The organism is Mariprofundus sp. KV (genome assembly GCF_013387475.1).
Classification (GTDB): Bacteria; Pseudomonadota; Zetaproteobacteria; order Mariprofundales; family Mariprofundaceae; genus Mariprofundus.
In genome coordinates this window covers 139,337-163,076 of sequence record NZ_VWNB01000001.1, presented here as the reverse complement: position 1 = coordinate 163,076, position 23,740 = coordinate 139,337, and the positions used below count along the sequence as shown (strand labels likewise).

General features: G+C 53.4%; 28 protein-coding genes and 1 other RNA gene. 16 read left to right on the top strand and 13 right to left on the bottom strand.

The annotated features are described in order from the left end of the window. Window positions 1-8 precede the first annotated feature (8 nt). Window positions 9-947, top strand: coding sequence for an AEC family transporter (locus tag F3F93_RS00915; protein WP_176957276.1), 939 nt, complete (start codon window positions 9-11; stop codon window positions 945-947). Further along, window positions 944-1,387, top strand: a complete 444-nt coding sequence (locus F3F93_RS00910) for a gamma-glutamylcyclotransferase family protein (protein ID WP_176957275.1) — start codon at window positions 944-946, stop codon at window positions 1,385-1,387. Before F3F93_RS00915 ends, F3F93_RS00910 begins: the two co-directional genes overlap by 4 nt. Here F3F93_RS00910 and F3F93_RS00905 read toward each other — a convergent pair. Next, on the bottom strand, window positions 1,384-1,800 hold the full coding sequence (locus F3F93_RS00905; RefSeq protein ID WP_176957274.1) for a YqaA family protein: 417 nt from the start codon (window positions 1,798-1,800) through the stop codon (window positions 1,384-1,386). The genes F3F93_RS00910 and F3F93_RS00905 overlap by 4 nt on opposite strands. Before the next feature lie 89 nt (window positions 1,801-1,889). On the opposite strand from F3F93_RS00905, the gene F3F93_RS00900 reads away from it, so the two are divergent. After that, window positions 1,890-2,321, top strand: a complete 432-nt coding sequence (locus F3F93_RS00900) for a methylated-DNA--[protein]-cysteine S-methyltransferase (RefSeq protein WP_241696872.1) — start codon at window positions 1,890-1,892, stop codon at window positions 2,319-2,321. 39 nt (window positions 2,322-2,360) lie between these two features. Beyond that, window positions 2,361-2,639: a peptidylprolyl isomerase gene (locus F3F93_RS00895; protein ID WP_176957272.1), complete on the top strand. Its 279-nt coding sequence runs from the start codon at window positions 2,361-2,363 to the stop codon at window positions 2,637-2,639. 216 nt (window positions 2,640-2,855) lie between these two features. Here the strand turns inward: F3F93_RS00895 and F3F93_RS00890 are convergent, their stop codons facing one another. From F3F93_RS00890 to F3F93_RS00880, 3 genes are all read right to left on the bottom strand, one after another. Next, on the bottom strand, window positions 2,856-4,997 hold the full coding sequence (locus tag F3F93_RS00890; RefSeq protein WP_176957271.1) for an EAL domain-containing protein: 2,142 nt from the start codon (window positions 4,995-4,997) through the stop codon (window positions 2,856-2,858). Between the two features lie 84 nt (window positions 4,998-5,081). Further along, on the bottom strand, window positions 5,082-5,804 hold the full coding sequence (locus tag F3F93_RS00885) for an SIMPL domain-containing protein (protein ID WP_176957270.1): 723 nt from the start codon (window positions 5,802-5,804) through the stop codon (window positions 5,082-5,084). Between the two features lie 107 nt (window positions 5,805-5,911). Continuing rightward, complete coding sequence (locus tag F3F93_RS00880; RefSeq protein ID WP_176957269.1) at window positions 5,912-6,544, bottom strand: response regulator transcription factor; 633 nt, start codon at window positions 6,542-6,544, stop codon at window positions 5,912-5,914. Between the two features lie 335 nt (window positions 6,545-6,879). On the opposite strand from F3F93_RS00880, the gene F3F93_RS00875 reads away from it, so the two are divergent. The 5 genes from F3F93_RS00875 (at window position 6,880) to F3F93_RS00855 (ending at window position 11,470) form a co-directional block, all read left to right on the top strand. Next, a complete protein-coding gene (locus F3F93_RS00875) occupies window positions 6,880-7,374 on the top strand; it encodes a cupin domain-containing protein (protein ID WP_176957268.1) in 495 nt (164 codons plus the stop codon). A gap of 3 nt (window positions 7,375-7,377) precedes the next feature. Then, window positions 7,378-8,253: a pyridoxal-phosphate dependent enzyme gene (locus F3F93_RS00870; RefSeq protein ID WP_176957267.1), complete on the top strand. Its 876-nt coding sequence runs from the start codon at window positions 7,378-7,380 to the stop codon at window positions 8,251-8,253. 57 nt (window positions 8,254-8,310) lie between these two features. Further along, entirely contained in the window at window positions 8,311-9,153 is an 843-nt protein-coding gene (gene nfo / locus F3F93_RS00865) for a deoxyribonuclease IV (RefSeq protein WP_176957266.1), read from the top strand. Between the two features lie 167 nt (window positions 9,154-9,320). Further along, window positions 9,321-10,676 (top strand): methylenetetrahydrofolate--tRNA-(uracil(54)-C(5))-methyltransferase (FADH(2)-oxidizing) TrmFO, encoded by a 1,356-nt coding sequence (trmFO, locus tag F3F93_RS00860; protein WP_176957265.1) that lies wholly within the window; start codon window positions 9,321-9,323, stop codon window positions 10,674-10,676. Continuing rightward, complete coding sequence (locus tag F3F93_RS00855; RefSeq protein WP_176957264.1) at window positions 10,655-11,470, top strand: hypothetical protein; 816 nt, start codon at window positions 10,655-10,657, stop codon at window positions 11,468-11,470. Before trmFO ends, F3F93_RS00855 begins: the two co-directional genes overlap by 22 nt. 95 nt (window positions 11,471-11,565) lie before the next feature. Here F3F93_RS00855 and F3F93_RS00850 read toward each other — a convergent pair whose 3' ends face one another. The 5 genes from F3F93_RS00850 to rnpB form a co-directional block, all read right to left on the bottom strand. Next, on the bottom strand, window positions 11,566-12,285 hold the full coding sequence (locus F3F93_RS00850) for a hypothetical protein (protein WP_241696871.1): 720 nt from the start codon (window positions 12,283-12,285) through the stop codon (window positions 11,566-11,568). Further along, window positions 12,285-12,845, bottom strand: coding sequence for a CDP-alcohol phosphatidyltransferase family protein (locus F3F93_RS00845; protein WP_176957263.1), 561 nt, complete (start codon window positions 12,843-12,845; stop codon window positions 12,285-12,287). Before F3F93_RS00845 ends, F3F93_RS00850 begins: the two co-directional genes overlap by 1 nt. A gap of 16 nt (window positions 12,846-12,861) precedes the next feature. Beyond that, window positions 12,862-13,818, bottom strand: a complete 957-nt coding sequence (locus tag F3F93_RS00840; RefSeq protein WP_176957262.1) for a hypothetical protein — start codon at window positions 13,816-13,818, stop codon at window positions 12,862-12,864. Next, a complete protein-coding gene (locus tag F3F93_RS00835; RefSeq protein ID WP_176957261.1) occupies window positions 13,815-14,363 on the bottom strand; it encodes a ClpXP protease specificity-enhancing factor SspB in 549 nt (182 codons plus the stop codon). The genes F3F93_RS00840 and F3F93_RS00835 overlap by 4 nt, the downstream gene beginning before the upstream one ends. Before the next feature lie 57 nt (window positions 14,364-14,420). Further along, window positions 14,421-14,805, bottom strand: an RNA gene (gene rnpB / locus F3F93_RS00830) — RNase P RNA component class A. A gap of 173 nt (window positions 14,806-14,978) precedes the next feature. On the opposite strand from rnpB, the gene F3F93_RS00825 reads away from it, so the two are divergent. The 4 genes from F3F93_RS00825 (at window position 14,979) to F3F93_RS00810 (ending at window position 17,901) form a co-directional block, all read left to right on the top strand. Next, window positions 14,979-15,200 carry a hypothetical protein gene (locus tag F3F93_RS00825; protein ID WP_176957260.1) on the top strand — a complete coding sequence of 74 codons (222 nt, stop codon included), beginning with the start codon at window positions 14,979-14,981 and terminating at the stop codon, window positions 15,198-15,200. A 147-nt stretch (window positions 15,201-15,347) separates the two neighbouring features. Further along, window positions 15,348-17,396, top strand: a complete 2,049-nt coding sequence (locus tag F3F93_RS00820) for a M3 family metallopeptidase (RefSeq protein WP_176957259.1) — start codon at window positions 15,348-15,350, stop codon at window positions 17,394-17,396. 11 nt (window positions 17,397-17,407) lie between these two features. Then, entirely contained in the window at window positions 17,408-17,596 is a 189-nt protein-coding gene (locus F3F93_RS00815) for a hypothetical protein (protein ID WP_176957258.1), read from the top strand. A gap of 2 nt (window positions 17,597-17,598) precedes the next feature. Further along, on the top strand, window positions 17,599-17,901 hold the full coding sequence (locus F3F93_RS00810) for a YajD family HNH nuclease (protein ID WP_176957257.1): 303 nt from the start codon (window positions 17,599-17,601) through the stop codon (window positions 17,899-17,901). A 232-nt stretch (window positions 17,902-18,133) separates the two neighbouring features. On the opposite strand, the gene F3F93_RS00805 is transcribed toward F3F93_RS00810, so the two are convergent. The 3 genes from F3F93_RS00805 to F3F93_RS00795 are packed head-to-tail and all read right to left on the bottom strand — an operon-like array spanning window position 18,134 to window position 20,204. Beyond that, window positions 18,134-19,174 (bottom strand): AI-2E family transporter, encoded by a 1,041-nt coding sequence (locus F3F93_RS00805; RefSeq protein ID WP_176957256.1) that lies wholly within the window; start codon window positions 19,172-19,174, stop codon window positions 18,134-18,136. A 3-nt stretch (window positions 19,175-19,177) separates the two neighbouring features. Beyond that, complete coding sequence (locus F3F93_RS00800) at window positions 19,178-19,381, bottom strand: hypothetical protein (protein ID WP_176957255.1); 204 nt, start codon at window positions 19,379-19,381, stop codon at window positions 19,178-19,180. Next, on the bottom strand, window positions 19,374-20,204 hold the full coding sequence (locus F3F93_RS00795) for a sterol desaturase family protein (RefSeq protein WP_176957254.1): 831 nt from the start codon (window positions 20,202-20,204) through the stop codon (window positions 19,374-19,376). Before F3F93_RS00795 ends, F3F93_RS00800 begins: the two co-directional genes overlap by 8 nt. 265 nt (window positions 20,205-20,469) lie before the next feature. On the opposite strand from F3F93_RS00795, the gene F3F93_RS00790 reads away from it, so the two are divergent. The 3 genes from F3F93_RS00790 (at window position 20,470) to F3F93_RS00780 (ending at window position 22,595) form a co-directional block, all read left to right on the top strand. Beyond that, window positions 20,470-21,150 carry an OmpA family protein gene (locus tag F3F93_RS00790; RefSeq protein ID WP_176957253.1) on the top strand — a complete coding sequence of 227 codons (681 nt, stop codon included), beginning with the start codon at window positions 20,470-20,472 and terminating at the stop codon, window positions 21,148-21,150. A 63-nt stretch (window positions 21,151-21,213) separates the two neighbouring features. Beyond that, complete coding sequence (locus F3F93_RS00785) at window positions 21,214-22,185, top strand: AsmA family protein (protein WP_176957252.1); 972 nt, start codon at window positions 21,214-21,216, stop codon at window positions 22,183-22,185. Between the two features lie 206 nt (window positions 22,186-22,391). Then, complete coding sequence (locus F3F93_RS00780) at window positions 22,392-22,595, top strand: cold-shock protein (RefSeq protein ID WP_176957251.1); 204 nt, start codon at window positions 22,392-22,394, stop codon at window positions 22,593-22,595. A 183-nt stretch (window positions 22,596-22,778) separates the two neighbouring features. Here F3F93_RS00780 and F3F93_RS00775 read toward each other — a convergent pair whose 3' ends face one another. Further along, window positions 22,779-23,735 carry an acetyl-CoA carboxylase carboxyltransferase subunit alpha gene (locus tag F3F93_RS00775; RefSeq protein ID WP_176957250.1) on the bottom strand — a complete coding sequence of 319 codons (957 nt, stop codon included), beginning with the start codon at window positions 23,733-23,735 and terminating at the stop codon, window positions 22,779-22,781. Between the last annotated feature and the right edge of the window lie 5 nt (window positions 23,736-23,740).

Genomic DNA, 23,740 nt, shown 5'->3' with positions numbered 1-23,740 from the left:
GTTCAATGATGTTTAATGTTCTTCTTGGTATGGCCATCATCATGGTTGCCGGTATCATCTGGCGACTGATTCTTGGTGATAGCAGTGCCGAGAGCATCCGCTCTCATCTTGCCAAGGCTGTCTATCAGCTGTTTCTGCCTGCACTTGTGCTGCATGTGCTCTGGCAGGTGCCGGTTGATATCAACATGGTGCGGGTGCCGCTGGTCTCCGCGATCAGTGTTCTGCTATCTCTGCTCGCAGCATTTCTGATCTACTCCAGTGGTCATCTGGTCAGGGCGTTTATGAAGAGTGCCACGCCCAATCGGGCAGTGGGCGCACTGCTTCTGGCCTCCGCTTTTGGTAACTTCTCCTATCTTGGACTACCTGTGCTGACGCAAACCTTTGGTGAGTGGTCGCAGATGGTGGCGATCCAGTTTGATCTTCTGGCCAGTACACCAATCCTGTTTACCGTCGGCATTATGGTGGCCGGTTATTACGGTTCATCCGGAAAAGGCATGCATCCTCTGACCTCACTGCTACAGGTGCCCGCTCTGTGGGCCGCTGTTGGCGCGCTGCTGTTGAGTCTGTTTCAGGTGCCCATGCCAGAGTGGCTGGAGAGGGCGCTGTCAATACTCGGTGCGGCGGTGGTGCCGCTGATGCTGCTCTCTGTGGGTATGGCTCTGCGCTGGCAGGCTGGATGGATTGGCCGCATGCCGGTGCTGTTGCCGGTGGTGCTGATTCAGCTGCTTCTGATGCCGTTGATTGCATGGGGCGCTTCAATCGGCGTTGGGTTGCCGGAAAAATTGCTTGCGCCTGCAGTGATTGAGGGGGCGATGCCAACGATGGTTCTGGGGTTGGTGATCTGTGACCGGTTTAAACTCGATACAACGCTCTACGCAGAGGCGGTGACGGTGACCACGCTGCTCTCACTGCTAACACTACCCTTCTGGCTACAGCTGGTTTCATGATTTTCCAGGCCAAGCGGGATCTCTACTTCGCCTACGGCTCCAATATGTCGAGCCGCAGGTTGCTGGCTCGGGTGCCCTCAGCCAGAGCTCTCGGCATGGCCCGGCTGGATGGTTTTATCTGGTGCTGTAACAAACTGGGCAAGGATGGTTCCGGTAAAGCCAATCTGATGCAGCAGGAGGCGGCACAGGTATACGGCGTATTGTATGAGATTAAATCAAAGCAGTGGAAACAGCTCGATCGTCTGGAGACGGGGTATCAGCGTATTGAGATTGAGGTGGAGCTGGAAGGAGAGAAACGGACGGCATGGAGCTACCAATCCCGGTTGATCACCGCTAATCCTCCCACACCGGAGTACCTCAGCTTTGTTATTGATGGTTTGATTGAGCATAAACTGCCGATGGCGTATGTCAGTGAGCTGCGCCGAGAGGCTGGTCTTTAAGATTCAATAAACGGCAGTGCCAGCACGGCATACCTGATCAGTTTACCTGTTGAAACCAGAATCAGAAATGGGACGATGCCACAACGCATCAGTCCTGCTACCAGGCAGAGTGGGTCACCAACAACCGGCAGCCATGCCAGCAGCAGCGATGGTTTGCCATACCTCTTAAACCACTGTTCAGCTTTTTCAGTCTGTGTCTCAGAGATTCTTAACCAGCGCTTATGCACGGCCTCATTGCCGAGCCGTCCCATGCCATAGGTGATCAGGCTGCCCAGCACATTGCCGAGGGTGGCGATGCAAACCAATGCCACAACATTGCCGCCTTCATTCAGCCGATAGAGCAGCAGCGCTTCCGAACCTCCGGGAAACAGGGTGGAGGAGATCAGGGCGGAGAAAAAGAGAGGCCAGTCCATGCGGCCAGACTAATGGCAGGCATGGATGCAGTGATAGTCTGAATATTAAAATGGATGTTCTCTTCTCCCATGCGGCGTAGAATTTGAAAATGATTTACCTCTACGACGCTCCTCTAGGGCCGATCTCTTACGAGTGGGATGGTGAGCGCTGTCTGCATCTCTGGCTGGATGAGCGTGCGGCCAGTGATATGAGGACTCACAGTGATCCGGTCTCGCACTGGTTGGATGCTTACTTCAGCCGTCAAAACATTCCCCTGCCGCCATTGGCAGAGCCGGCCACTGATTTCCAGATGATGATGCGTGAGGGGCTGTTAAAGGTTCCGGCCGGAGAGGTGCGCACCTATGGCGAGCTTGCCAAAACGCTGCACACATCTGCGCGGGCTATGGGGCAGGCGCTGGGGGCCAATCCTCTGCCTGTCCTGATTCCCTGTCATCGCGTGATCGCAAGCGATGGTCTGGGTGGCTTCGCCTGTGGTCTTGAGTGGAAGAAGAGACTGCTCAAATTTGAACGTGGCTTTTAAGCTGTTAGTGTCCGGAAAAATCTGAAAAACGGAGTAGATATGACCGTAGCAACTGCCCGCCATATTCTGGTGGATACCGAAGAGAAGTGTAATGAACTGAAAGCAGCTATCGAAGGTGGCGCTGATTTTGCTGAAATCGCACGCAATAATTCCAGCTGCCCGTCAGGTCGTAATGGTGGCGATCTGGGCGAATTCGGCCCTGGCATGATGGTTCCCGAATTCGATAAAGTGGTCTTTTCTGCCGAGGTTGGCACCGTGCAGGGGCCGGTTCAGACCCAGTTCGGTTATCACCTTCTGGAAGTTACCAGCCGCAGCTAATTGTATTTGATCTAAGGATACTCTGAACAAGTCAGCGTATCCGAGCAGGCTATGGATGGCCTGCCAACATCATGTACTCTCAGTGCCTGATGTTGTGAGCAAAGGAGTAATGACACTTTTTCCTTTGCGTGCTGAATAGCTACAGGGATGTAGTTATTCAGAGCATTCCTGATATGAAAAGGCGGGGTTTTCCCCGCCTTTTTTATGCGCAACGATTCACGCTTTAAGCATTGAGCGCCTGTTTTTCAGCTGTTGAATAATCTCATCGGCAGGCACCGGCGGGCTGGAGAGGTAGCCGAGCATGCCATCAGAATCATGCTCGCGCAGGAAGCTTAACTGCTCTGTTGTCTCCACGCCTTCGGCTACCACCTGATGGTTGAGGATGTGGCCCATGGCGATGATCGCATTGGCAACCTGACCACTGTCACAGCTTTTCCCGATCTGATTGATGAGTGAGCGGTTCATCTTCAGCTCGTGCACAGGCATGGCTTTCAACGCCTGCAGCGAGAAGAAGCCGGCACCGAAATTATCAATGGTGATTTTCACACCCAGCGCATTGAGCTCATTCATGCTCTGCAGAACGCCAGAGGCGTGTTGCATCAGATCATTTTCGCTGATCTCCAGCTGTAGCATCTCGGCAGGGAGTTTGCTCTCATCAAGAATGGATGCCACCAGCCTGCTGAAATCGGAGTGGCGCAGCTGCTCGGCAGTGATGTTGACCGATACCGGTACAATGGGCAGCCCTGACTCCTGCCATGCTCTGTTCTGCAGGCAGGCATGACGCAGTACCCACTCACCTATAGGCACGATCAGACCTGTTCTGTTGGCCAGCGGCAGAAACTGGTCGGGCAGCACCATGCCTGCATCACCCCGATTCCAGCGCAGCAGGGCGTGGGTGCCGATGATGATACCATCTTTCAGATCCACCTTGGGCTGGTAATAGATCACCAGTTCATGATTGGCGATTGCCTGCCGCAGCGCTTTTTCGAGGATTAATTCTCTATTCAGCTCATCAGGCATGCCATCACTTGAGTCGCGATAGATGCAGTAGCGATTGCGTCCCATCTCCTTGGCCTGATACATGGCATCATCAGCCAGTCGCATGATGGTTTCCGCATCACTCTGCTCAGCGGGTTTAAGGCTGATACCAATACTGACACCAAGCACATAGTGTGTGCCTTTAAGCATCATCGGTTTCCGGATCTGATTGATCACCTTTTCGGCGATCAGGCAGGCAGACTCTTCTGAATCGATTTCACCCAGAATCATGCTGAATTCATCGCCACCAATTCGCGCCACGGTATCGGTCTCACGGATGCAGCTGCGCAGCCTGGTAGCCACCTCGATGAGGGCTTTGTCACCCCACTCATGGCCCAGTTCATCATTGATAGGTTTGAAGTAGTCCAGGTCCATAAACAGGACGGCCATATTGCTCTTGTTGCGGTGCGATTGTGCAATAGCCTGTTTCAAGCGGTCATAATAGAGGCTGCGGTTGGGCAGGCCGGTGAGCAGGTCGGTATAGGCCATCTGCCTGATCTTTGTTTCACTCTGTTTGTTCTGGCTGATATCGGCAATGAAACCGAGAAACTCAACCTCCCCTCTGCTATTCTGCTCAACCCGAATCTCATCACCTACCCAGAAGTAGTGGCCATCTTTGTGCTGGAAACGATATTCAAAGCGATTGCTGCCGCGTTTCAGGCCGCGCTCAAGCTCCGTGTGAACATGTTCAAGATCATCAGGGTGGACGCACTCGAGTCTGAACCCCGGATGGCTGGTGAACGTTTCAGCGTCATAGCCGCACAGCCGTTTAATGTTGTCACTGATAAAGGTTGTCGGGAACTGCTCAGATACCCCGGATGCATATATAACGGCAGAGGTTGATGTGAGAAGAAAATTGAGCCGTTCGTTGGCCATGCGTATCTGAACTTCATTGGCCTTGAGTCGTTGATAGATGGCCTGAAAATCCTGCAGGCGCTGGTTCTCCTGTTTCAGGTCACGAAAGTCTATCCAGTGCTTGATACTATGAACCAGTTCGTGCGCCGAGATGGGCTTTTCAAGGTACTCCACAGCGCCCTGACGCAGCGCCTCGATAGTGTTCTTCTTATCGGCATAGCCGGAGATCATGATGGATGGGCAATCGGGATGGTTCTCGCGAATATAGGCGAGAATATCCAGGCCTGACCGGCCTTCGAGTTGTACATCGAGCAGAGCAAGATCAATGGATGAATCGATCAGGGCAATAGCCTGATCGTACCCTTCGGCACTGCAGGTGAGAAAACCTGCATTCTCCAGAATCTGGACAAATGCTCCCCTTAGTGAGGTCTGGTCTTCAACGATGAGGATTCTGGATTGTTTCAAGCCAGCCCTCCCTGTTTTACAGCTATATTATTAGTTAGAATAACATAAACAACGAAGCTTGTCAGTCTGGTTGCTGCAGGTGACTTATTTTGCCGGGAAATCAATGAATGGAATTTCGATTTCACCATTGACGGTAATACGTACTGTTCCCTCTCCTGCAGAGAGAGAGGGTGCGACTGCATCGGAAGATTTGGCCATCATCGCCATTTCAGATCGATATAACACCGGGCGAGGTGACTGAGAGCTGCTGTTAAGGTGAATGATGCGGAAACTGGCGGCATCCAGCCCGTTGGTCAGTGCTACGGCATTGCTGCGAAATGTTCTGATGGCCTGAAGCCGAAGTGCCTCCTCTGTTTGCAACGAGAGCTGTCGACTTACCCTGAACTGCAGGTTGGAGAGCTGAGCGCCTTCGCCTTCAATCGTCTCCAGCCACTGCGGCACTGCCTCCAGATTACTGCTGGTGATCTCTTCACTCTGGCTCATGCGCCAGGCGGTGCGGATGCGTGGCTGATTTTTCGGATAGTGCCATACCGGCTGCATGTTACGGCTGGTGGTTTTGATCTTCAGCGCGGCCTCTTTTTGCAGACGCTTATGAATCAGGTCGGTGACCCGGTTAACCTGCTGTCGTATAGCGTTGGCATCCTTGCCCTCTTGTTCAACACGGTAGGTGATGACCACCTCATCATTGGGCAGCTCTCTTTCAGCCGTGGCAGAGATAGTGATGCGTGTGCCGGCAGGTTGCGTTGATTCAGCCTGAGCATAGAGAGGCGAGAGGATCAGCAGGGAGAGTATAAGCAGGTAGTGCATGTGGTCAGTATGGAAAAGGTTCTGCCGCTCTGCAAGCGCAATTTATCGCAGCGCCTTCGTGATCCTGTTTCGAAACGTGATCATTCATCCATCTGCAAGGTGTCGGTTCAGGCTTGAATCATCTGCGTGCGGATCGCGATATGGGCCAGCTCAACGGTGTTTTTTACCTTCAGTTTTTCCATGAGATTGGCCCTGTGTACATTTACCGTTTTCGGGCTGATATGCAGGATTTTGCCGATCTCAATCACACTGTTACCTTCGCTGAGCAGAATAAACACCTCAAATTCGCGTGTGGTCAGAATCTCAACCGGCGATTCATTGCCGGATCCGATACTGTACACCATACGCTGGGCGATCTCCGGTGAGACCCATTTATCCCCATTGGCAACAGCGCGCACTGCCTGCGCCAGTTCGTTCGGATCACCCGACTTGCTGAGGTAGCCTCGGGCACCAAGCTGAATGGCATGGGAGACGAATGTCTCATCATCATGCATGCTCATCACCAGTACTCTGGCGCTCTCATTTTTGTTCAGCAGCCTGCGAATGAATGAGAGGCCACCTTCACCGGGCATGGCAATATCAGCTACGATCACATCCGGTTGCAGTGCCAGACACTCCGGATATGCATCTTCACCACAGCTTTTTTCACCGATGATGTGGATGTCATCTTCGGTATCCAGCAGGCGACGAAATCCGGCGCGCACCATGGTGTGATCATCAACAAGATATACTGAAATCATCTGCGCTCCCATGAGTTGTTATAATTAAGGATGCTCTGAATAACTACATCCGTGTAGGTATTCAGCACGCAAAGGAAAAAGTGTCATTGTTACTTTGCTCACAAAATCAAGCACTTAGAGTGCATGATGTTGGCAGGCCATCCATAGCCTGCTCGGATACTCTGACTTTTCAGAGTATCCTTAACTCCGTGCCAGGCTGTAACCTGATTATCGGAAAAAATGGCTAAAAGGTTAATTTTAGCCATTCAGGGTTATTAAAGCAGCCAAATGGAGTTTTGCATAGGTGCCCCGATTTTCATATGGTCTCACCCTATTCATGGAGACGAAGGGGAGTGATGGATCCGCATATCTGGATTGAAACGTTAGGATTGCAGAGACACCCGGAAGGGGGGTGGTACAGAGAGATTTATCGCTCTGCCAGTATGATTCCGCAACAGGGGCTGCCAGCAGCGTTCGATGGGGCTCGTTCTTTCTGCACCAGTATCTATTTTCTGCTTAGTGGAGAGGAGTTTTCTGCCTTTCACCGCATCAGACAGGATGAGTTGTGGCACTTCTATGATGGTGACGGGCTGGTTGTGCATGTGATTGACAAGCGTGGCAGCTATCTAGAAAAGCGGCTGGGGCGAAACCCTGAAAAGGGCGACTCTTTCCAGCAGGTGGTGGAAGCGGGCGACTGGTTCGGGGCAAGTGTGCCATGCGGTGGTTTTGCTCTGGTTGGCTGCACGGTGGCTCCGGGTTTTGAGTTTGCCGATTTCGAGATGCCAACGCGTCAGCATCTGTTGTCACTGTATCCGCAACATCAGACTCTCATTAAGAAGCTGACGCGTTAGGCGATGCAGCCTCTTTCCGCTGTTGTCCCTTTTCTGTTTCGTGGCAGGGATTTTTTTGTTAAACGTGATGACCTTATCGATCCGCTACTCAGCGGCAATAAATACCGTAAACTCTACACGCTGATTCAAACGCCAGCTCGAAGGTATCGCAGGATTGTCTCTTACGGTGGTACGCAGTCCAATGCCATGCTCTCCATTGCAGCACTTTGCGACCAAAAAGGATGGGACTTTCACTATACCTGCAAGCCGGTGCCGGAACATCTTAAGTCCAGTCCGACCGGGAATTTGAAGTTGGCACTGGGGCTCGGTATGCAGCTGCACGAAGTGGAGCATAAACAGTTTGATGCGGCCATTGCATCACTCGGCACACCTACTGAGGCAGCTACACTGTTTGTGCCGCAAGGTGGTGCCGATCCGATCGCTCAGGCTGGAATCAATGTGTTAGCAAGGGAGATAAAGGCGTGGCAGCAGGCGCAGGGTATTGAGACGCTGCATGTGGTTACACCCTCAGGAACGGGAACAACCGCCTTTTATCTTGCTCATGCCCTGCCCGATGTGGCTGTGTTGACTACCGCATGCGTTGGCGACAGGGATTATCTGATCCGGCAGATGCGCATGTTGGGGGAGCTGCCCCGCAACCTGCGTATCCTGGAAAATGAGAAGAAGCATCATTTCGCCAGACCCTATGCGGAGTTTCTCGCTTTATACCGGGAGTTGAAAGAGGCGGGTATCGAGTTTGATCTGATCTACGGCGCTAATATGTGGCACACGTTGCTGCAAAATATTGATGCTATCGAAGGCGCTATACTCTATGTTCATAGCGGCGGCCTGATGGGCAATGAGACGATGCTGGATCGCTATCGCCATAAGGGCCTGTGATTGCAGTGGGGATTCGCTAGTCTGCGCTCCGAAGTGAAGTTGTTTCAGGAGTCGGATGTGAAGTTTGTCGGAGCCCATACCAGTGCAGCAGGAGGCGTTGAAAATGCGCCAATCAGAGCGATGGAGATCGGGGCCAGTGCCTTTGCGCTGTTCACCAAGAATCAGCGCCAGTGGGTGGCCAAACCACTGACCGATGAGAGTATCTCTGCCTTTAAGGCCAATCTGGAAAAAGCGGGTATCCTGCCAAAACATGTGCTGCCACATGACAGTTACCTGATTAATCTGGGTCATCCTGAAGAGGAGGCTTTGGCAAAATCGCGCCATGCTTTTCTTGATGAGCTGCAACGCTGTGAGAAGCTGGGGCTTCCGCTACTCAATTTTCATCCCGGTTCACATCTGAAGAAGATCTCTGAAGAGGAGTGCCTGAAGCGCATTGCCGAATCGATCAACTGGGCGCTGGATCAAACTGAAGGTGTGACCGCAGTGATTGAGAATACCAGTGGTCAGGGCAGTAATATGGGGTTCCGTTTCGAGCATCTGGCCGCGATTATTGATGGCGTTGAAGATAAAACGCGTGTGGGTGTCTGCCTTGATACCTGCCACACCTTTACCGCCGGTTACGATATGCGCGCACCTGAAGATTGTGAGAGGACTTTTTCTGAGTTTGATGCAGTGGTTGGCTTTAACTATCTGCGTGGGATGCACCTCAATGGCTCCAAGGCGGCCTTTGCATCACGTGTGGATCGCCACCACTCACTCACGCAGGGGGAGCTGGGGCTGGAGGTATTCCGCTTCATTATGAACAGTGAGCACTTCAACGATATCCCGATGGTGCTGGAGACGATTGATGAGACCATTTGGCCCGAAGAGATTCAGCTGCTCTACTCGTTGATTGAGTAGTTGCGCCTCAGCCGCAATCATGCAGCGTTATTCGTCACTCATTTAGTGTTCTAAGCGTCGCTCCTGGTGTCTTGCCTGAGTACGCCTGAGCCACAACCAGGAGCAGGGTGCATACTGCTGCTTTCTTTCGCTGACCTTGTGCGAATTTCCGACTAGCGTATCGGCCTATGAACGATATCTCTCCATCCATTCAAACTGTAACTATTATTGGAGCCGGACTGGCCGGTTCAGAAGCGGCATGGCAGCTGGCCAGACGCGGCGTGCCGGTGCGCCTGCATGAGATGCGGCCGGTGAAGATGACACCGGCCCACAACACCGGCAACTGTGCCGAGCTGGTCTGCTCCAACACATTCAGAGCCGATCACCTTGAGAATGCGGTGGGCCTGCTGCATGAAGAGATGCGACGCATGGATTCGCTGATTATGGATTGTGGCGACAAATCCCGCATTCCTGCCGGTACTGCGTTGGCGGTGGATCGCGAGCAGTTCTCCGAGATGGTCACCGCAGCGTTGCGTGCCGAGCCACTGATCGAATTTATTGAGGGAGAGGTGACCGAGATTCCTGCCGAGGGGCTGGTGTTGATCGCCTCCGGCCCCCTGACCTCCGATGGCCTCTACGATGAGATTCAGAAGCTTACAGGTGTGGATCGCCTCTGCTTTTTTGATGCCATTGCGCCGGTGCTTGATGCTGAATCGATCAATATGGATATCTGCTACTGGAAAAACCGTTATGACAAAAATGTCGAAGAGGGTGAGGCCGGTGATTATCTCAACTGCCCGATGAATGCCGAGCAGTACAAGGCCTTTATTGCTGAGCTGGTCAGTGCCGAGAAGGTGGCTTGCAAAGATTTTGAGGATATCCCCTTTTTCGAAGGCTGCATGCCGATCGAGGAGATGGCCGAGCGTGGTGAGGATACGCCCCGTTTCGGGCCGATGAAACCGGTTGGGCTGGATCATCCGGAAACCGGTGAGAAGGCGTATGCTGTGGTGCAGCTCAGGCGTGATAATCGCATGGGTTCCCTGCTGAATATGGTCGGCTTCCAGACCAAGATGACCTATGGCGAGCAGAAACGCGTTTTTACCATGATCCCGGGTCTTGAAAACGCCGAGTTCTTCCGTCTCGGTTCACTGCATCGCAACACCTTTATCAAATCGCCCGATCTGCTGGATGGCACGCTGCGTCTGAAATCTGATCCGCGCGTGCTCTTTGCCGGTCAGATCACCGGTGTGGAGGGTTATGTGGAGTCAGCCTCTATGGGGTTGATGGCAGGCCGTTTCCTGGCAGCCCTGGCGCATGGTGAAGAGCCAGAAGCGCCACCGGAGAATACGGCGCATGGTGCGCTTCTGGCCCATATTTCGCAGACCCGAAGCGCGGATTTTCAGCCGATGAATATCAATTTCGGTCTGCTGCCGCCGGGCAAAAAACGCGAAGGCAAGCGTCGCTTCTCAAGGGCAGAGCGCAGGCGTTCGGTCTCTGATCTCGCACTGGCCGCACTGGATGCATGGTTAAATCCCTCCTCCTAGCGCTGCTTGTTTTTCTGCTTCCGCTATCCGCTACGGCACGGGATATCGGCGAAGCAGAGTTGCAACAGATTGCCGGATTGATTTTCCACAATGAGTGCGCAGCCAGAGAGAGCTGTCTGACATCGTGGAATGAGGGAGAGCAGTTCGCCTCTCTCGGCATTGGCCACTTCATCTGGTATCCGGCAGGTAGCGAAAAGCCTTTCAGCGAAAGTTTTCCTGCACTGCTGCTCTTTATGGAGCAGCAGGGTGTTACCTTGCCGGGTTGGCTGAGTGATCATCCGACTCGGCCAAATCCGTGGCCGGATCGATCCCATTTTATGGCAGCCTCACAATCAGCAAGCCTTTCTGAATTGCGTCAGTTGCTCATCGAGACAAAATCAGTACAGGCGCAGTTTATGCTGTTGCGCTTTGAGCAGGCTCTTCCTGATCTTCTGGCGGGGCTGAATGGCGACCGGGAGCAACATATTCGCAAGCAGTTTGAGCGGGTGGCGAAATCTCCTATGGGCATGTATGCCCTGATCGACTACGTCAATTTCAAGGGGGAAGGCAGCAATCCCAAAGAGCGCTATCACGGCAAGGGCTGGGGGTTGTTGCAGGTATTGGAGCATATGCAGGGCCGCGATGCGGGGCTAGAGGCTATTGAAGCCTTTGCTGATTCAGCAGATATGATGCTGACCCGGCGTGTATCGCTTTCACCAGCCGAACGCAACGAATCCCGCTGGCTGTCCGGTTGGCGTAAACGCCTCTCTACCTATGTGGCCGAGGCTCGGGCACTGTTGGAGCAGGCCGAGTAATTGTATAAGACTGTTTGTCCGGAAGGGTAAGTGTTTCTGGTCTATGAGATTGTTTTTTCTTTGTGCCTTCGTGTCTTAGTGGTTCGTTGCTGTTTTCAGAGCAGTCGGGGATGTAGGTCTTCGGCAATGCGGATCAGTTGCTGTTTCACCCAGGCTGGGCCGGGTTTGTGCTTCTGCTCGAACGACAGGCGCTCCAGCTCTCTGAGGGCGGGAATCAGAATGTCGAGCTGGCGTGGCAGGTAGGTAAGCATCGACTGCAACACCTGCTCGCGGATATCCCACTGCAGCTTGCCGGCACTGTTGCCAAGGATCTGCAGCAGTCCCTCATCATCCTGTGGTGGACTTAATGTAACACTCTCCATAGCCAGCAGCCGTGATGAGAGCTCCGGTGGCAGCAGTTGAATATTGCCGCGCCAGGCGATAATCACAGGCCGTTGCAGATCGCGGGCCCGCTCAAGGCAGTGGAAGAGTGCCAGTGCAGCGGCTTGGGGCAGATCACCAGCCTCGATATCAATCATCCAGTGGCTTCTGACTTCGAGTCGTTTGACCCACTGCTGTGCCAGTGCCCAGCTTGCATCCAGTGCCTGTGTTGCATCGATGGAGAGCAGGGCGATGCTGGGGTGATCTGCACTGATAGTGCGCAGCAGGTGCGTTTTACCTGCTGCAGATTCGGAGTTCAGCCAGATGCGGCCGCCATGCACGGTCCACAGCGCCAGACGATTGCAGGCATCCTCAACACCTTCATGGCGAAACCAGTTGTGGTAGTCATAGCTCACCGGCAGCGGTAGCTGCAGGCGCAGTTGATTTTTCCCCATCAGGCAGCGTCTTCGTCAGTGACCGCTTTACGCATCCAGACCACCATATATTGAACGCCTGAGATGCAGGTGAAGGCGAAGGTAGTCCAGATCACTGCCTGATAGAAAAGTTCAGCCGGGAGCTGCCAGGCCATATCGGCGAGCACTGTCAGCACCAGTGTGATCTGCAGTACCGTGGTGATCTTGGAACTCATGGTGGGTTGCATCTCCAGTTTGCCAGTGACCACCTCATAAGCGATAGCACCGACCATGATCACCAGATCGCGGAAGACCACAGCCAGAAAGAGGAACAGCGGGATCTCATTGATGAAGAAGAGGGTCACGATGGTGCTCAGCAGCATCAGTTTGTCGGCCAGCGGATCCATGAATGCGCCGACAATACTGCGCTGATTGAAGTGACGGGCGATGGCGCCATCAAGCATGTCGGTGATGCCGGCGATGCCCATCAGCACCAGTGCAAACGCAGCCTCGCCCTCCATGATCGCAAAGACAATAAAGGGGGTAATGACGATGCGGGCCAGCGTCAGAATATTGGGGATGTTGAGGATGCGATCGTTCACGGATGAAGGTCTGTAGTTAGCGTGCCACCCACCCTTCGATGGTTGGTGAGAGCGTTAATCCTCTGCGTTTGAACCAGTGGGCGAGCCACTGATCATCGGCACCACGCAGTTGCAGGCGATACTGTTGACCATCCCGGTTCACCTGCTTCAGTGAGAGATCGAGAATGCGAGGATCGCGTCGTAGCTCCTCTTCAAAGAGTACCTGTTCAGGCAGTGATGCCTGCCGCTCGATGGTGAGGGTCAGGAATGCCTTGTGCGGGTCAGCGGTGTTTTCAGTTGCTAATACAGGCGCTTGGGCTGTCTCTGCCGGGGTTGCATTGGAGGCGTAGGCATCACGCGCCTGCAGCATGATCTCGGAGAGCCACGGTTTTAGCTGTCTGAACGGGTCACCTGTCGTGACAGTGCGGGTTTCTGAGAGCTCTCCCAGCCTGGATGTGCCGCGCACGCTCAGGGTAATCTGTCTGCTATCGAGCCAGCGCCAGTGCAGTACCAGCGACTCACTGCCGCCTTCAAGGCCATAACCCCATGCTGAAGCAGTTTCCGCTGCGTACTCCTGCAGCATGGCGGCAGATTCAGGCATCGAACGACCAGAGGCGTTGGTGAGCTGTACAGAGAGAATCCAGTTGGGCTGCTCTGGAATATGGGCAATGTCGTTCTTCTTCAGGAATGATAAAACGCGGCGCTGGTTAAAGGTGACCGAGACACCGTTTTCAACCGGAGTGGCGCGCTGCAGGAAGAGTACGGCTTTGGTGTTGCTGGGGATCTTTCCCCGCTCGGCTTGCAAGACGATGCGCTGCCAGAGCTGCGGCAGTGCCAGATCGGCGACACTGCGGATGTTGCTATGCAGATACTCAACCGTCTGCCCCTTCTCATCATCAGCAAGAATTTCGATCTGCATGCGGGCATCACTGGCTGCCTGGGCGGTAAGAGGAAGCAGGAGAAAAAGCAGGAGGGGTAGTAGCCGTCTTATCATTTCACAATCCGCAGGTGGCCTTTTTTACGCTCTTTTGGCGCCTCATTCGAAACATTGGCATCTTTTGAGCCACCGCCATTGATCACTGTGATGGTTGAGATGACCACCTTCTCATCGCTGTCAGGTTCCGGCGCTGCGGCCTGCATCTCATCACTGACATCGGCCGCAAGCTCTTCATCGGAGATATTGCTGCGAACCGCTTTAACGATGGCTCTGATCATCTCCGGCACGCAGTCGTCCCAGATAATGCCCTGCTCCAGATCCCCTTCAGGCAGGTAGGCTGCCCAGATCTTGCACATCGGGATTTTGCAGGGGTAGGAGACTCCGGAAAATGAGAAGTTGGATTCAAGGAAATCTTCCCGGATATGGATCATCTGAGGCATGCGGGCGTTGAGTACCAGACGCAGGGCCGGATCCCCCTTGAGTGAAGCTGGAATATCCACATCATCACTGGTGGCATCCACGACAATATAGATGCGGCCATGTTCAGCGAAATATGCCCGCAGCTGTTTGGCTTTGGCGGCATCTGCGAAGCTTAAGCTCATATCAGTTCCTTGGTGTCCATTGTCTCCCAACGCTAGCGGTAATCGAGCAAAGATAAAATACGGAGTGGCCCTGTAAGCCGGGTTCTGTCTCTCCAGTTCGTTCCCGAAGGGGAGGAGACGGTCATTCATCTAGGCCTGCCGTTACCGGCAGGCTCAAGCAGCCTACCCGAGAGCAAACGTGGGCCACGCTTGGCGCTCTCCTATTTGGCCTTGCTGCAGGCGGGGTTTACCATGCCCCGTTCTGTTACCAGATCGGGCGGTGCGCTCTTACCGCACCTTTTCACCCTTACCAGCGGCTCCCGAAGGCGCGGCTGGCGGTCTAAGTCTCTGTGGCACTTTCCTCGAGGTCGCCCTCACCGGCCGTTAACCGGCGCCTTGCCCTGTGCAGCCCGGACTTTCCTCGGTGGATGCAAGCACCCAACGCGACCGTCCAGACCACTCCGTGCGGGGAAGTGTAACCGTGTGTCTCATATAGTCACGAAACCAGCATGTTTTATAATGGTGACAGGTTTCAAGGTGCTGCATCTTGTTGCTGTGTAAAATGTCAGGTGACAATGTTTTTTGAATCTGCCATTTTGCGCTGCGGTTTAATTCACATTCACGGGGAATAATATCATGAAAAAGCTTATTTTTATGTTCACACTGCTCATCGCAGCCTCATTTGCAGTCGCACCGGCCACCTATGCAGGAAGCCACGGCCATGACTCCAAGTCTGCGTCAGATAGCAAATCCAAGGGCGATAAGCCTAGCAAAGACGACAAGAGCAAAGATGATAAGAGTAAAGATGATAAGAGTAAAGACGACAAGAGCCACGATAAAGGCCACAGCAAACACTGATTTTTTTATTATTGAAAAAGCCCGGCCTTCGTGCCGGGCTTTTTTTTGTTCTGACAGCTGGTAAACATGGGCATAACTCCCCGTGAAGCAGGTCCCCCTGTTATCCTCAGGCTTGCGTCCGGGCGGGGGTGACTTATCGTTCCGCTCATGAATGATTCTACTACCAACCCGATCCTTAAAGGGATCACTGCCGAACTTCCACTTTTTGATCAGATCAAACCTGAATATGTTCTGCCTGCTATTGATGCCGAGCTTGAGCGAGCCCGAGAGATAGTCGCCGGACTGACCGATGTTTCCGATCCTGACTGGGATTCGCTGATGCTGCCGCTTGAGCAGATTGAGGAGTCTCTGGGGCGCGTATGGGGGCCGATTGGCCATCTCAACGCAGTCTGTGATTCTGAAGAGCTGCGCCCGATCTACCAGCAGGGTGTGGCGAAGGTGACCGAGTGGTCGAGTGAGCTGGCCCAGAATGAGGCGCTCTATGCGGCGATCCGTAAGGTGGCTGATCGGGATGATTTTGCTGAGCTGTCGCAGGAGCGCAAGCAGGTGATTGAACACGCCTTGCGTGATTTCAAGCTCTCCGGTGCTGAGCTTGAGGGTGATGCCAAAGCGCGCTTTAAAGCCATTCAGATGAAACTCTCTGAGTTGACCACGGCATTCGGGCAGCATGTGCTTGATGCCACGCAGGCCTTTGAGCTGCATATTACCGATGCGGCGGATGTGGCCGGACTGCCGGAATCTATTCTCGCCTCTGCTGCACAGCGTGCCACGCAGGCAGAGAAAGAGGGTGGCTGGCTGATTACCCTTGATGCACCCTCCTATGTGCCGTTTATGCAGTTTGCCGAGAAGCGGCAGCTGCGGGAGACCATGTATCGTGAATATGTGACCCGCGCCTCAAGCGGTGAGCTGGATAATACGCCGGTGATTGTTGAGATCCTTGCTCTGCGTGCCGAGGCGGCATCGCTGCTCGGTTTTGAGCACTACGCCGCATCATCGCTGGCGACCAAGATGGCTGGAGATGTGGATGAGGTGACCGGTTTCCTGCGCGAGCTGGCAGCCAAAAGCAGACCGATTGCCGAGCAGGAGTTTGCTGAACTGCAGGCCTTTGCCGCTGCAGAGCTGGGGCTGGATGATCTGCAGGCCTGGGATGTCTCCTATGCTGCTGAGAGGCTGCGTCTGAAAACCTATGCGATTTCACAGGAGGAGCTTAAGCCCTATTTCCCTGAAAAGAGTGTTGTGAACGGTATGTTCGGGCTGGTGGAGAAGCTCTACGGTATCTCAATCCGTGAGAATGAGAACGTGCCGAAATGGCATGAGAGTGTGCGCTACTTTGAACTGTTCGATAGCAGTGAAAAGAAGATCGCTGCCTTCTATCTCGATCCCTATGCGCGAGCCCATAAACGTGGTGGTGCATGGATGGATGAGTGCATTGTGCGATGGCGCAAACCCGATGGCTCCCTGCAGCTGCCGGTGGCCTATCTGGTCTGCAACTTCGATGCGCCGGTTGGTGAAAAACCAGCGCTGTGGACCCATGATGAGGTGACCACGCTGTTCCATGAGTTCGGTCATGGCCTGCACCATATGCTGACCACAGTGAATGAGCTGGGTGTCTCCGGTATTCGCGGTGTGCCGTGGGATGCTGTGGAGCTGCCGAGTCAGTTTATGGAGAACTTCTGCTGGGAGCGGCAGGTGGTAGACCTCTTTGCCAGACATTACCAGACAGGCGAAGCACTGCCGGATGCGCTGTTTGATAAGATGCTTGCGGCGAAGAATTTCCAGTCTGCGATGATCATGTTGCGCCAGATTGAGTTTGCACTGTTCGATGTGCTGCTGCATAGCGAGTATGACCCGGCAGGTGGTGAGTCGGTGCAGCAGCTGCTGGATCGGGTGCGCAGTGAGGTGGCAGTGATCTCCCCACCATCGTTCAATCGATTCCAGAACAGTTTTAGCCATATTTTTGCCGGTGGTTATGCGGCGGGTTACTACTCATACAAATGGGCAGAGGTGCTCTCGGCAGATGTCTATGCCACCTTTGAAGAGGAGGGGGTACTCAATGCCGGGACTGCAGCCCGGCTGCGTAAGGAGCTGCTCAGTATCGGCGGCAGCAAGGAGATTATGGATGGCTTCGTGGCCTTCCGTGGTCGTAAGCCGAGTGTGGATGCGCTGCTGCGTCACTCCGGCCTGGCCGGAAATTAAGGAGAGTTATCATGAGTGATCAGGTTACGATTACAGATATTAAAATGCCATTTATGTCGATGGTTGTGTTTATGGTGAAAATGGCGATCGCTTCAGTTCCCGCTTTTATCATCCTGTCGATTATCGGTTCGATCACCTTCGCCCTGATGGGTGCAACCTTCGGATCGATCGAGAGCTATTTCGGCCCCAGGCAGTTTTAGTGATGGGTAACGAGAGTTATCGCGAACAGGCGCTAAAACTCTACCCATGGGTATGCGGCCGTTGTGGGCGTGACTTTGCAGGTAAACAGTTGAAAGAGCTGACTGTGCATCACCGGGATCATAACCACAGTAATAATCCACCCGATGGCAGCAACTGGGAGCTGCTCTGCATCTACTGTCACGATAATGAGCATCAGCGGTATATGGAGGCTGATGCGCATGGTGATATCAAACGGGAAGAGTCCAGTGGTTCAAGCTTTAAAGGGCTGGCAGGGCTGGCTGCGTTGTTAAAAGAGAAAGAGTAACCATCAAAATAATACTTGACTTATTTAGTTGGTTTCTATATCTTGATTCCATCACTTGACTCGGAAGTTAATAGGAGGTCTTGATATGAATGAAACGCATGATGGTATGGTAGGCGCAGGATTGGGAGCAGCATTTGGTGGGTCAGCACTGGCATTCTGGGCTGCAGTTGTGCTGTTATAACCTGAAATTTATTACAATTTGGATGAAAGCCCCGCATTGTCGGGGCTTTTTTTATGCCTCTTTAGCACGCTCTTCCGGCTCAATATCAGGGCCGAGCAGGACTGAGATCCACTGCGTATCTTCGTTCGCTTCCAGAGCGAGTTTGACAATCATGGTCAGTGGAACCGAGAGCAGCATGCCGACCGGACCGAGAATCCAGCCCCAGAAGACCAGTGAAACAAAAACGATCAGGGTGGAGAGACCAACACCTTTGCCCATAAAGCGTGGTTCAATGACATTACCCATGACCAGATTCACAACGATGAAGCCGAGTCCGGTCAGCAGCGCATCACCAACGCCAAGTTGCACCAGCGCCAGCAGCACTGCAGGGATGGCGGCAATAATCGAGCCGATATTGGGAACGAAATTGAACAGAAATGCCACCAGTCCCCAGAGGATGGCGTGATCCACACCCAGCAGAGAGAGCCAGAGGGTGATGCATGTGCCGGTGGCCATGCTGACCCAGCTCTTGATCGCCAGATAGGAGTTCACACTGCTCAGGAATTTTTCGATACCAGTGGTGGATGGAGCCCTGTCACCGATTGCGCGCCATTTGTGTGGCAGAGCCGCTGCTTCAATAAGCAGGAAGATGACGGTCAGTACAATTAGGAAGGTGTTGGCCAGTGCGTTGCCGAATCCGGAGAGCAGATTGCCTGCCATGCCAAGCGCTACTGAGGGGTCAAAGCGATCATGTAACATCTGTGTGTTAAGATGGATCCCGTAGCCGGAGAGCCAGCTTATCAGAGATGCGACCTGATCATTCAGGCGAGCCTGATAGGTGGGAAGGTTGGTTGAGAAATCGGCAATGGAGGCGCCGACAAAGATGCCGAGCAGGGTTCCGAGCAGGATCAGTGTCATGGCGATGGTCAGCACCGATATGGTTGCCGAGAGGCCACGATCAGTCAGCCACTTCAGTGGTGGCAGGCAGATAATGGCGAGAAAAGCGGCAAGCAGGAATGGCACCAGCATGTCGGTAGCGGCCTGCATGCCTGCAACCACAACGACAAATGCGGCAGCGGGGATCAGAATATTCATGCTGTTGCGTGAATCCATAGGTTATTGATAGTCGACCAGACGCGGGTCATCAAGGTCAAATGCGGTTTCGCCGGAAGCGAACATAAGTTTAAGATAGGGCAGACAGCCTTCACATTCAACGCCACATGCGGTGGCTTTCTGTGCGGCTTCAAGATTCTCAAAGCCTTTCAACTGCTCGAATGTTTTGCTGATGCATTCGCAGCGATTGACCTTTTCATCACACATCGTGCTTCTCCTGTTGCTGGTCTGAATTCGGATACTGGCTCAACTCACCTTGAAACGGCAAGCGCAGCATATAGATGAGATTATGGGTGGGGGCCTGCTGCGTTGCTTCCAGGCCGATAGTCATCTTCTCATGCCCGAGTTCGGGTTGCTCCTGCCACGTGCCAAACAGCCGGTCCCATATGCTGAGGTTAAAACCGAAATTGCTGTCGGTCTCACTCCGGATGACCGAGTGGTGAATGCGATGTACATCTGGAGTCACCAACAGCAGTCGCATCAGAGCATCCAGCTTTTTCGGCAATCTGATGTTGCCATGATTGAACATCGCCATGCCGTTGAGAATAATCTCGAAGATTAGAACCGCAGCAGCAGGGGCGCCGAGTACGATCACAAACGAGAGCTTGATCAGCATCGAGAGCAGAATCTCAATCGGGTGAAAGCGCAGGCCGGTGGTGACATCAATCTCACAGTCGGCGTGATGCACCCTGTGCAGTCGCCACAGTAGTGGCACTGCATGGAAAACAAGATGCTGGCAGTAGATGATCAGATCCAGAACAATAACCGAGATGGCAATCTCTGCGCTGACAGGCAGGTCGATGACATTGAATAGACCAATTTCGTTTGCTTCAGCCCAGAGCGCAGCACCCACAGCCCCGGCAGGAAAGAGCAGGCGCACAAGCAGGATATCAATGACGATAATAGCGAGATTGGCTGGCCAGCGACGGTAGCCAAAGCGCAGTGGCCGACGCGGTGCCAGCGCCTGTGCCAGAGCCATGCAGCCAAAGATGGTTAAAAAAGTGGTTAGCCTGAGGGTCGGTTCATCCATAGCAGGAGTCTGAATGAAAAGCGTTCAGTGGCAAGGTTAGTGCACATTCCGGCGTGCAAATTCCCCTTGGTGATGGTGGTCATAGTAACTAGCCTGTGGCTGGATGTTATAGTTGGCAGATCAAAATGTGAGATATGCCGGTTAATCTGCTAAGCTTGCAATGAGCGGCTGATACCGGATAAGAACGTTGGAGCCGATGTGCTTCCGGGTGATACAAAGTGTGTATCATGAACCAAACAGTTTACGTTTTACGGAGGATTAAGAGATGAAAAGAGTAATGTTGTTGATGGTGGCCGTCAGTTTTGGTCTGGTCGGATGTGCAAGCAATCCGGATGACCCAAACAGGCATACCAAAGAGAAGGCCGCGATGGGTGCTGCCATTGGCGCGATTGCCGGTGCAGTGATTGGCCATCAGAGTGATCACTCCGGTGGTGCGCTGCGCGGAGCGTTGATTGGTGGTGCCGCAGGTGGCGTGTTGGGTGCCGGTGCAGGTCGCTATATGGATAATCAGGAGGCGGAGTTCAAACGCGTGCTGGCAGATGAGCGCCGTGCCAATCAGATTGAGATTGAGCGACTGCAGAACGAGAACCTGAAGATCACCATGAACTCTGAAGTTTCATTCGCTTATAACTCTGCGCAGCTGACACCTGCATTCCACTCATCGCTGGATAAGGTGGCTGATATTCTGGCGCGCTACCCACGTACTACCATCAAGATTACCGGTCATACCGACAGTCGCGGCTCTGCCGAGTACAACCAGCAGCTCTCTGTGCAGCGTGCACAGGCCGTTGCCTGGTATATCTCTGACCGTGGTGTTGACTCAAGGCGTGTAATTACCGATGGCCGTGGAGAGATGCAGCCGCGTGCAAGTAATGAGACTGAGGCGGGCAGACAGCTCAACCGTCGTGTCGAGATGCTGATCGTTCCTGATTCTGATATTCAGTAAATCTCCGAACAACGAAAAGCCCGGCCGATGGTCGGGCTTTTCTGCTTTTGAGGAGGGGGTGTGATGGGAAAATTACTTCGTAATCTGCTGCTGTTTATCACGCTGCTGGCCCTTCTGCTGTGGGCGGCACCGCAGTTGATACCCTCCGAAACACTTAAACGTGTTGTTGAGGCGCAGATAACCAGGGCTGTCGGTATGCCTGTTGAGGTTGCTGATGTCTCCTTCCGACTGCTCCCATCTGCGCAGGTACATGTGATGGATCTGCAGCTGGGTAAAGCTGCTGATCACGCTCCGATGCTGCATGCTGGCTCGGGTAGCGCTTCTCTTGAACTGATGCCGCTGCTCAGTGGCGAACTGCAGTTGAACGGCATCGACTTCACAGTATTGGCGATCCGGATCCCTCAATACAATGGTTCAGGGAGTCGGCTGCTGCATATCAACAGGATGAGCGGCCAGCTTCACCTGAATCTCAACCGTAGCAGACTAAAAGGGGTTAAGGCCGAACTCTATGGCGGGGAGGTGAACCTGGATGCAGAGATTAGTCGTGCAGGCAATGGCTCTGTTGTGATCACAGGCCGGGCAAAGGGGCATGCTGTTGAGGTTGGCAGGCTGCTTGCCGATCTCGGTTCCCATCATCAGTTGAGCGGTGCTCTAAGTGCCGAACTGGATCTCACCGCTGGTGGCACCTCTGCGATGGCGCTGTTACAGGGGCTTCAGGTTGATGGTCCTGTGCGCATGCGTTCCGGCAAGGTGATGTTGAATGGCATCACCGCAGGATATGATCTGATTCGATTTAACCTGCAAACACGGGGTATGAACCACAGTCTCAGCAGCATTGAAGCCTTCTCCCCGCTGATCAATGCAACCGGAGATATCCTGGTAACAGGTAACTACAGATTAAGTGGCAGGCTGCAGGCTGCAGGTATGCCGGGGCTCGCAGGTGAGGCACTGGTGGGCGGTACCGTTGATCAGCCACAGCTGATTCCCGTAGCTGCTCCTGCCGCGCCCGGCATGGGACTACATCAAGCTTATTAAGTTATAAAAGTGTCATGAATTCGACACGCTTGTGATCTTTTGCTGGTATAATGGTTGAGGCTGACATACAGTGCGTTCCGCAGAACATAGTTTTTGGTGGTTTTTCTAGGCCGATTCGGAAGTTTCTTCTTGATTTCTCTTAAGTAAAATCTCATCTAAATAACGTTTATGCAATATTTAAATTAGATTAATCGAGGATTTTTAAAATGGCAACAGGTACAGTAAAGTGGTTCAATGACTCTAAAGGTTTTGGTTTTATCGCACAGGATGACGGCGGTGACGACGTATTCGTTCACTTCTCAGCAATCCAGGGTGATGGCTTCAAATCTTTGGCAGAAGGCCAGAAAGTAGAATTCGAAGTTGAAGATGGACAGAAGGGCCCACAGGCTCGTAACGTTTACCCTCAGTAAGAATAACCAAAAATTAGTTTTCACTAATTACTTAAGCACCTCGCCTCGGCGGGGTGCTTTTTTTTGTGCCTTTTGGCTGCCGGGAATGGGGTGTGACGGTTCTAGCCCTGCTGTTGTAGCAGGGGTCCGTTACACCTTTAGGTAGCGGGGTGGAATGTTGCCGGGCTGCCGGATTGATCAGCGTTAGCCGCTGAAGGCTCCAAGGTTACGCAAGCGCTCCGCCCGACTCTTCAGTAATTTATCTAGCGGAGTATTAAGCAGCTCATCCAGAGATTTCTCCAGCAGGTCGCCCATCAGTTCAGCAGCCTCTTCGATATTGCGGTGGGCTCCCTCTTTCGGCTCAGGGATAATCGCATCAATAAGACCGAGTGATTGCAGATCCAGCGCGGTGGGTTTGAGTGCTTCTGCCGCTTCATCGGCATGGGCGCGGTCGCGCCAGAGAATGGCGGCGCAACCTTCAGGCGAGATCACCGAGTAGGTGGAGAACTGCTGCATATACATGCGGTCACCCACGCCGATGGCCAGTGCGCCACCGGAGCCGCCTTCACCGATGACAGTGCAGATTACAGGCACTTTCAGTGCAGCAAGCTCCTGCAGGTTGCGGGCAATCGCCTCACTCTGGCCGCGCTCCTCAGCATCAATGCCGGGCCATGCACCGGCAGTGTCGATGAAGGTCAGTACAGGAATTTCAAAACGTTCAGCCAGTTTGAACAGGCGCAGTGCTTTGCGGTAACCCTCAGGCCTTGGCATGCCGAAATTGCGTTTGATCTTCTCTTTGGTGTCACGCCCCTTCTGGTGTCCAACCACGACAATACTCTTGCCGCGGAAGTTGGCGAGACCGCCGACTATGGCGCCATCATCGGAGAAGGCGCGGTCGCCGTGCAACTCCTGAAAGTCATCAAACATATGCGGGATATAATCGAGGATGTAGGGGCGGTCAGGGTGGCGGGAGAGCTGGCAGATCTGGGCGCGAGTCGCCTTGCTGTAGATCTGCTCTACCAGTTTGTCTTTTTTGCCATTCAGACGCTCGACCTCTTCGGCAATATTCACACCGGAGTCTTTTCCCATACCCGAGAGATCATCAATTTTAGATGTCAGTTCTGCAATCGGGCGTTCAAATTCAAGATAGCTGTTGGCCATATAAT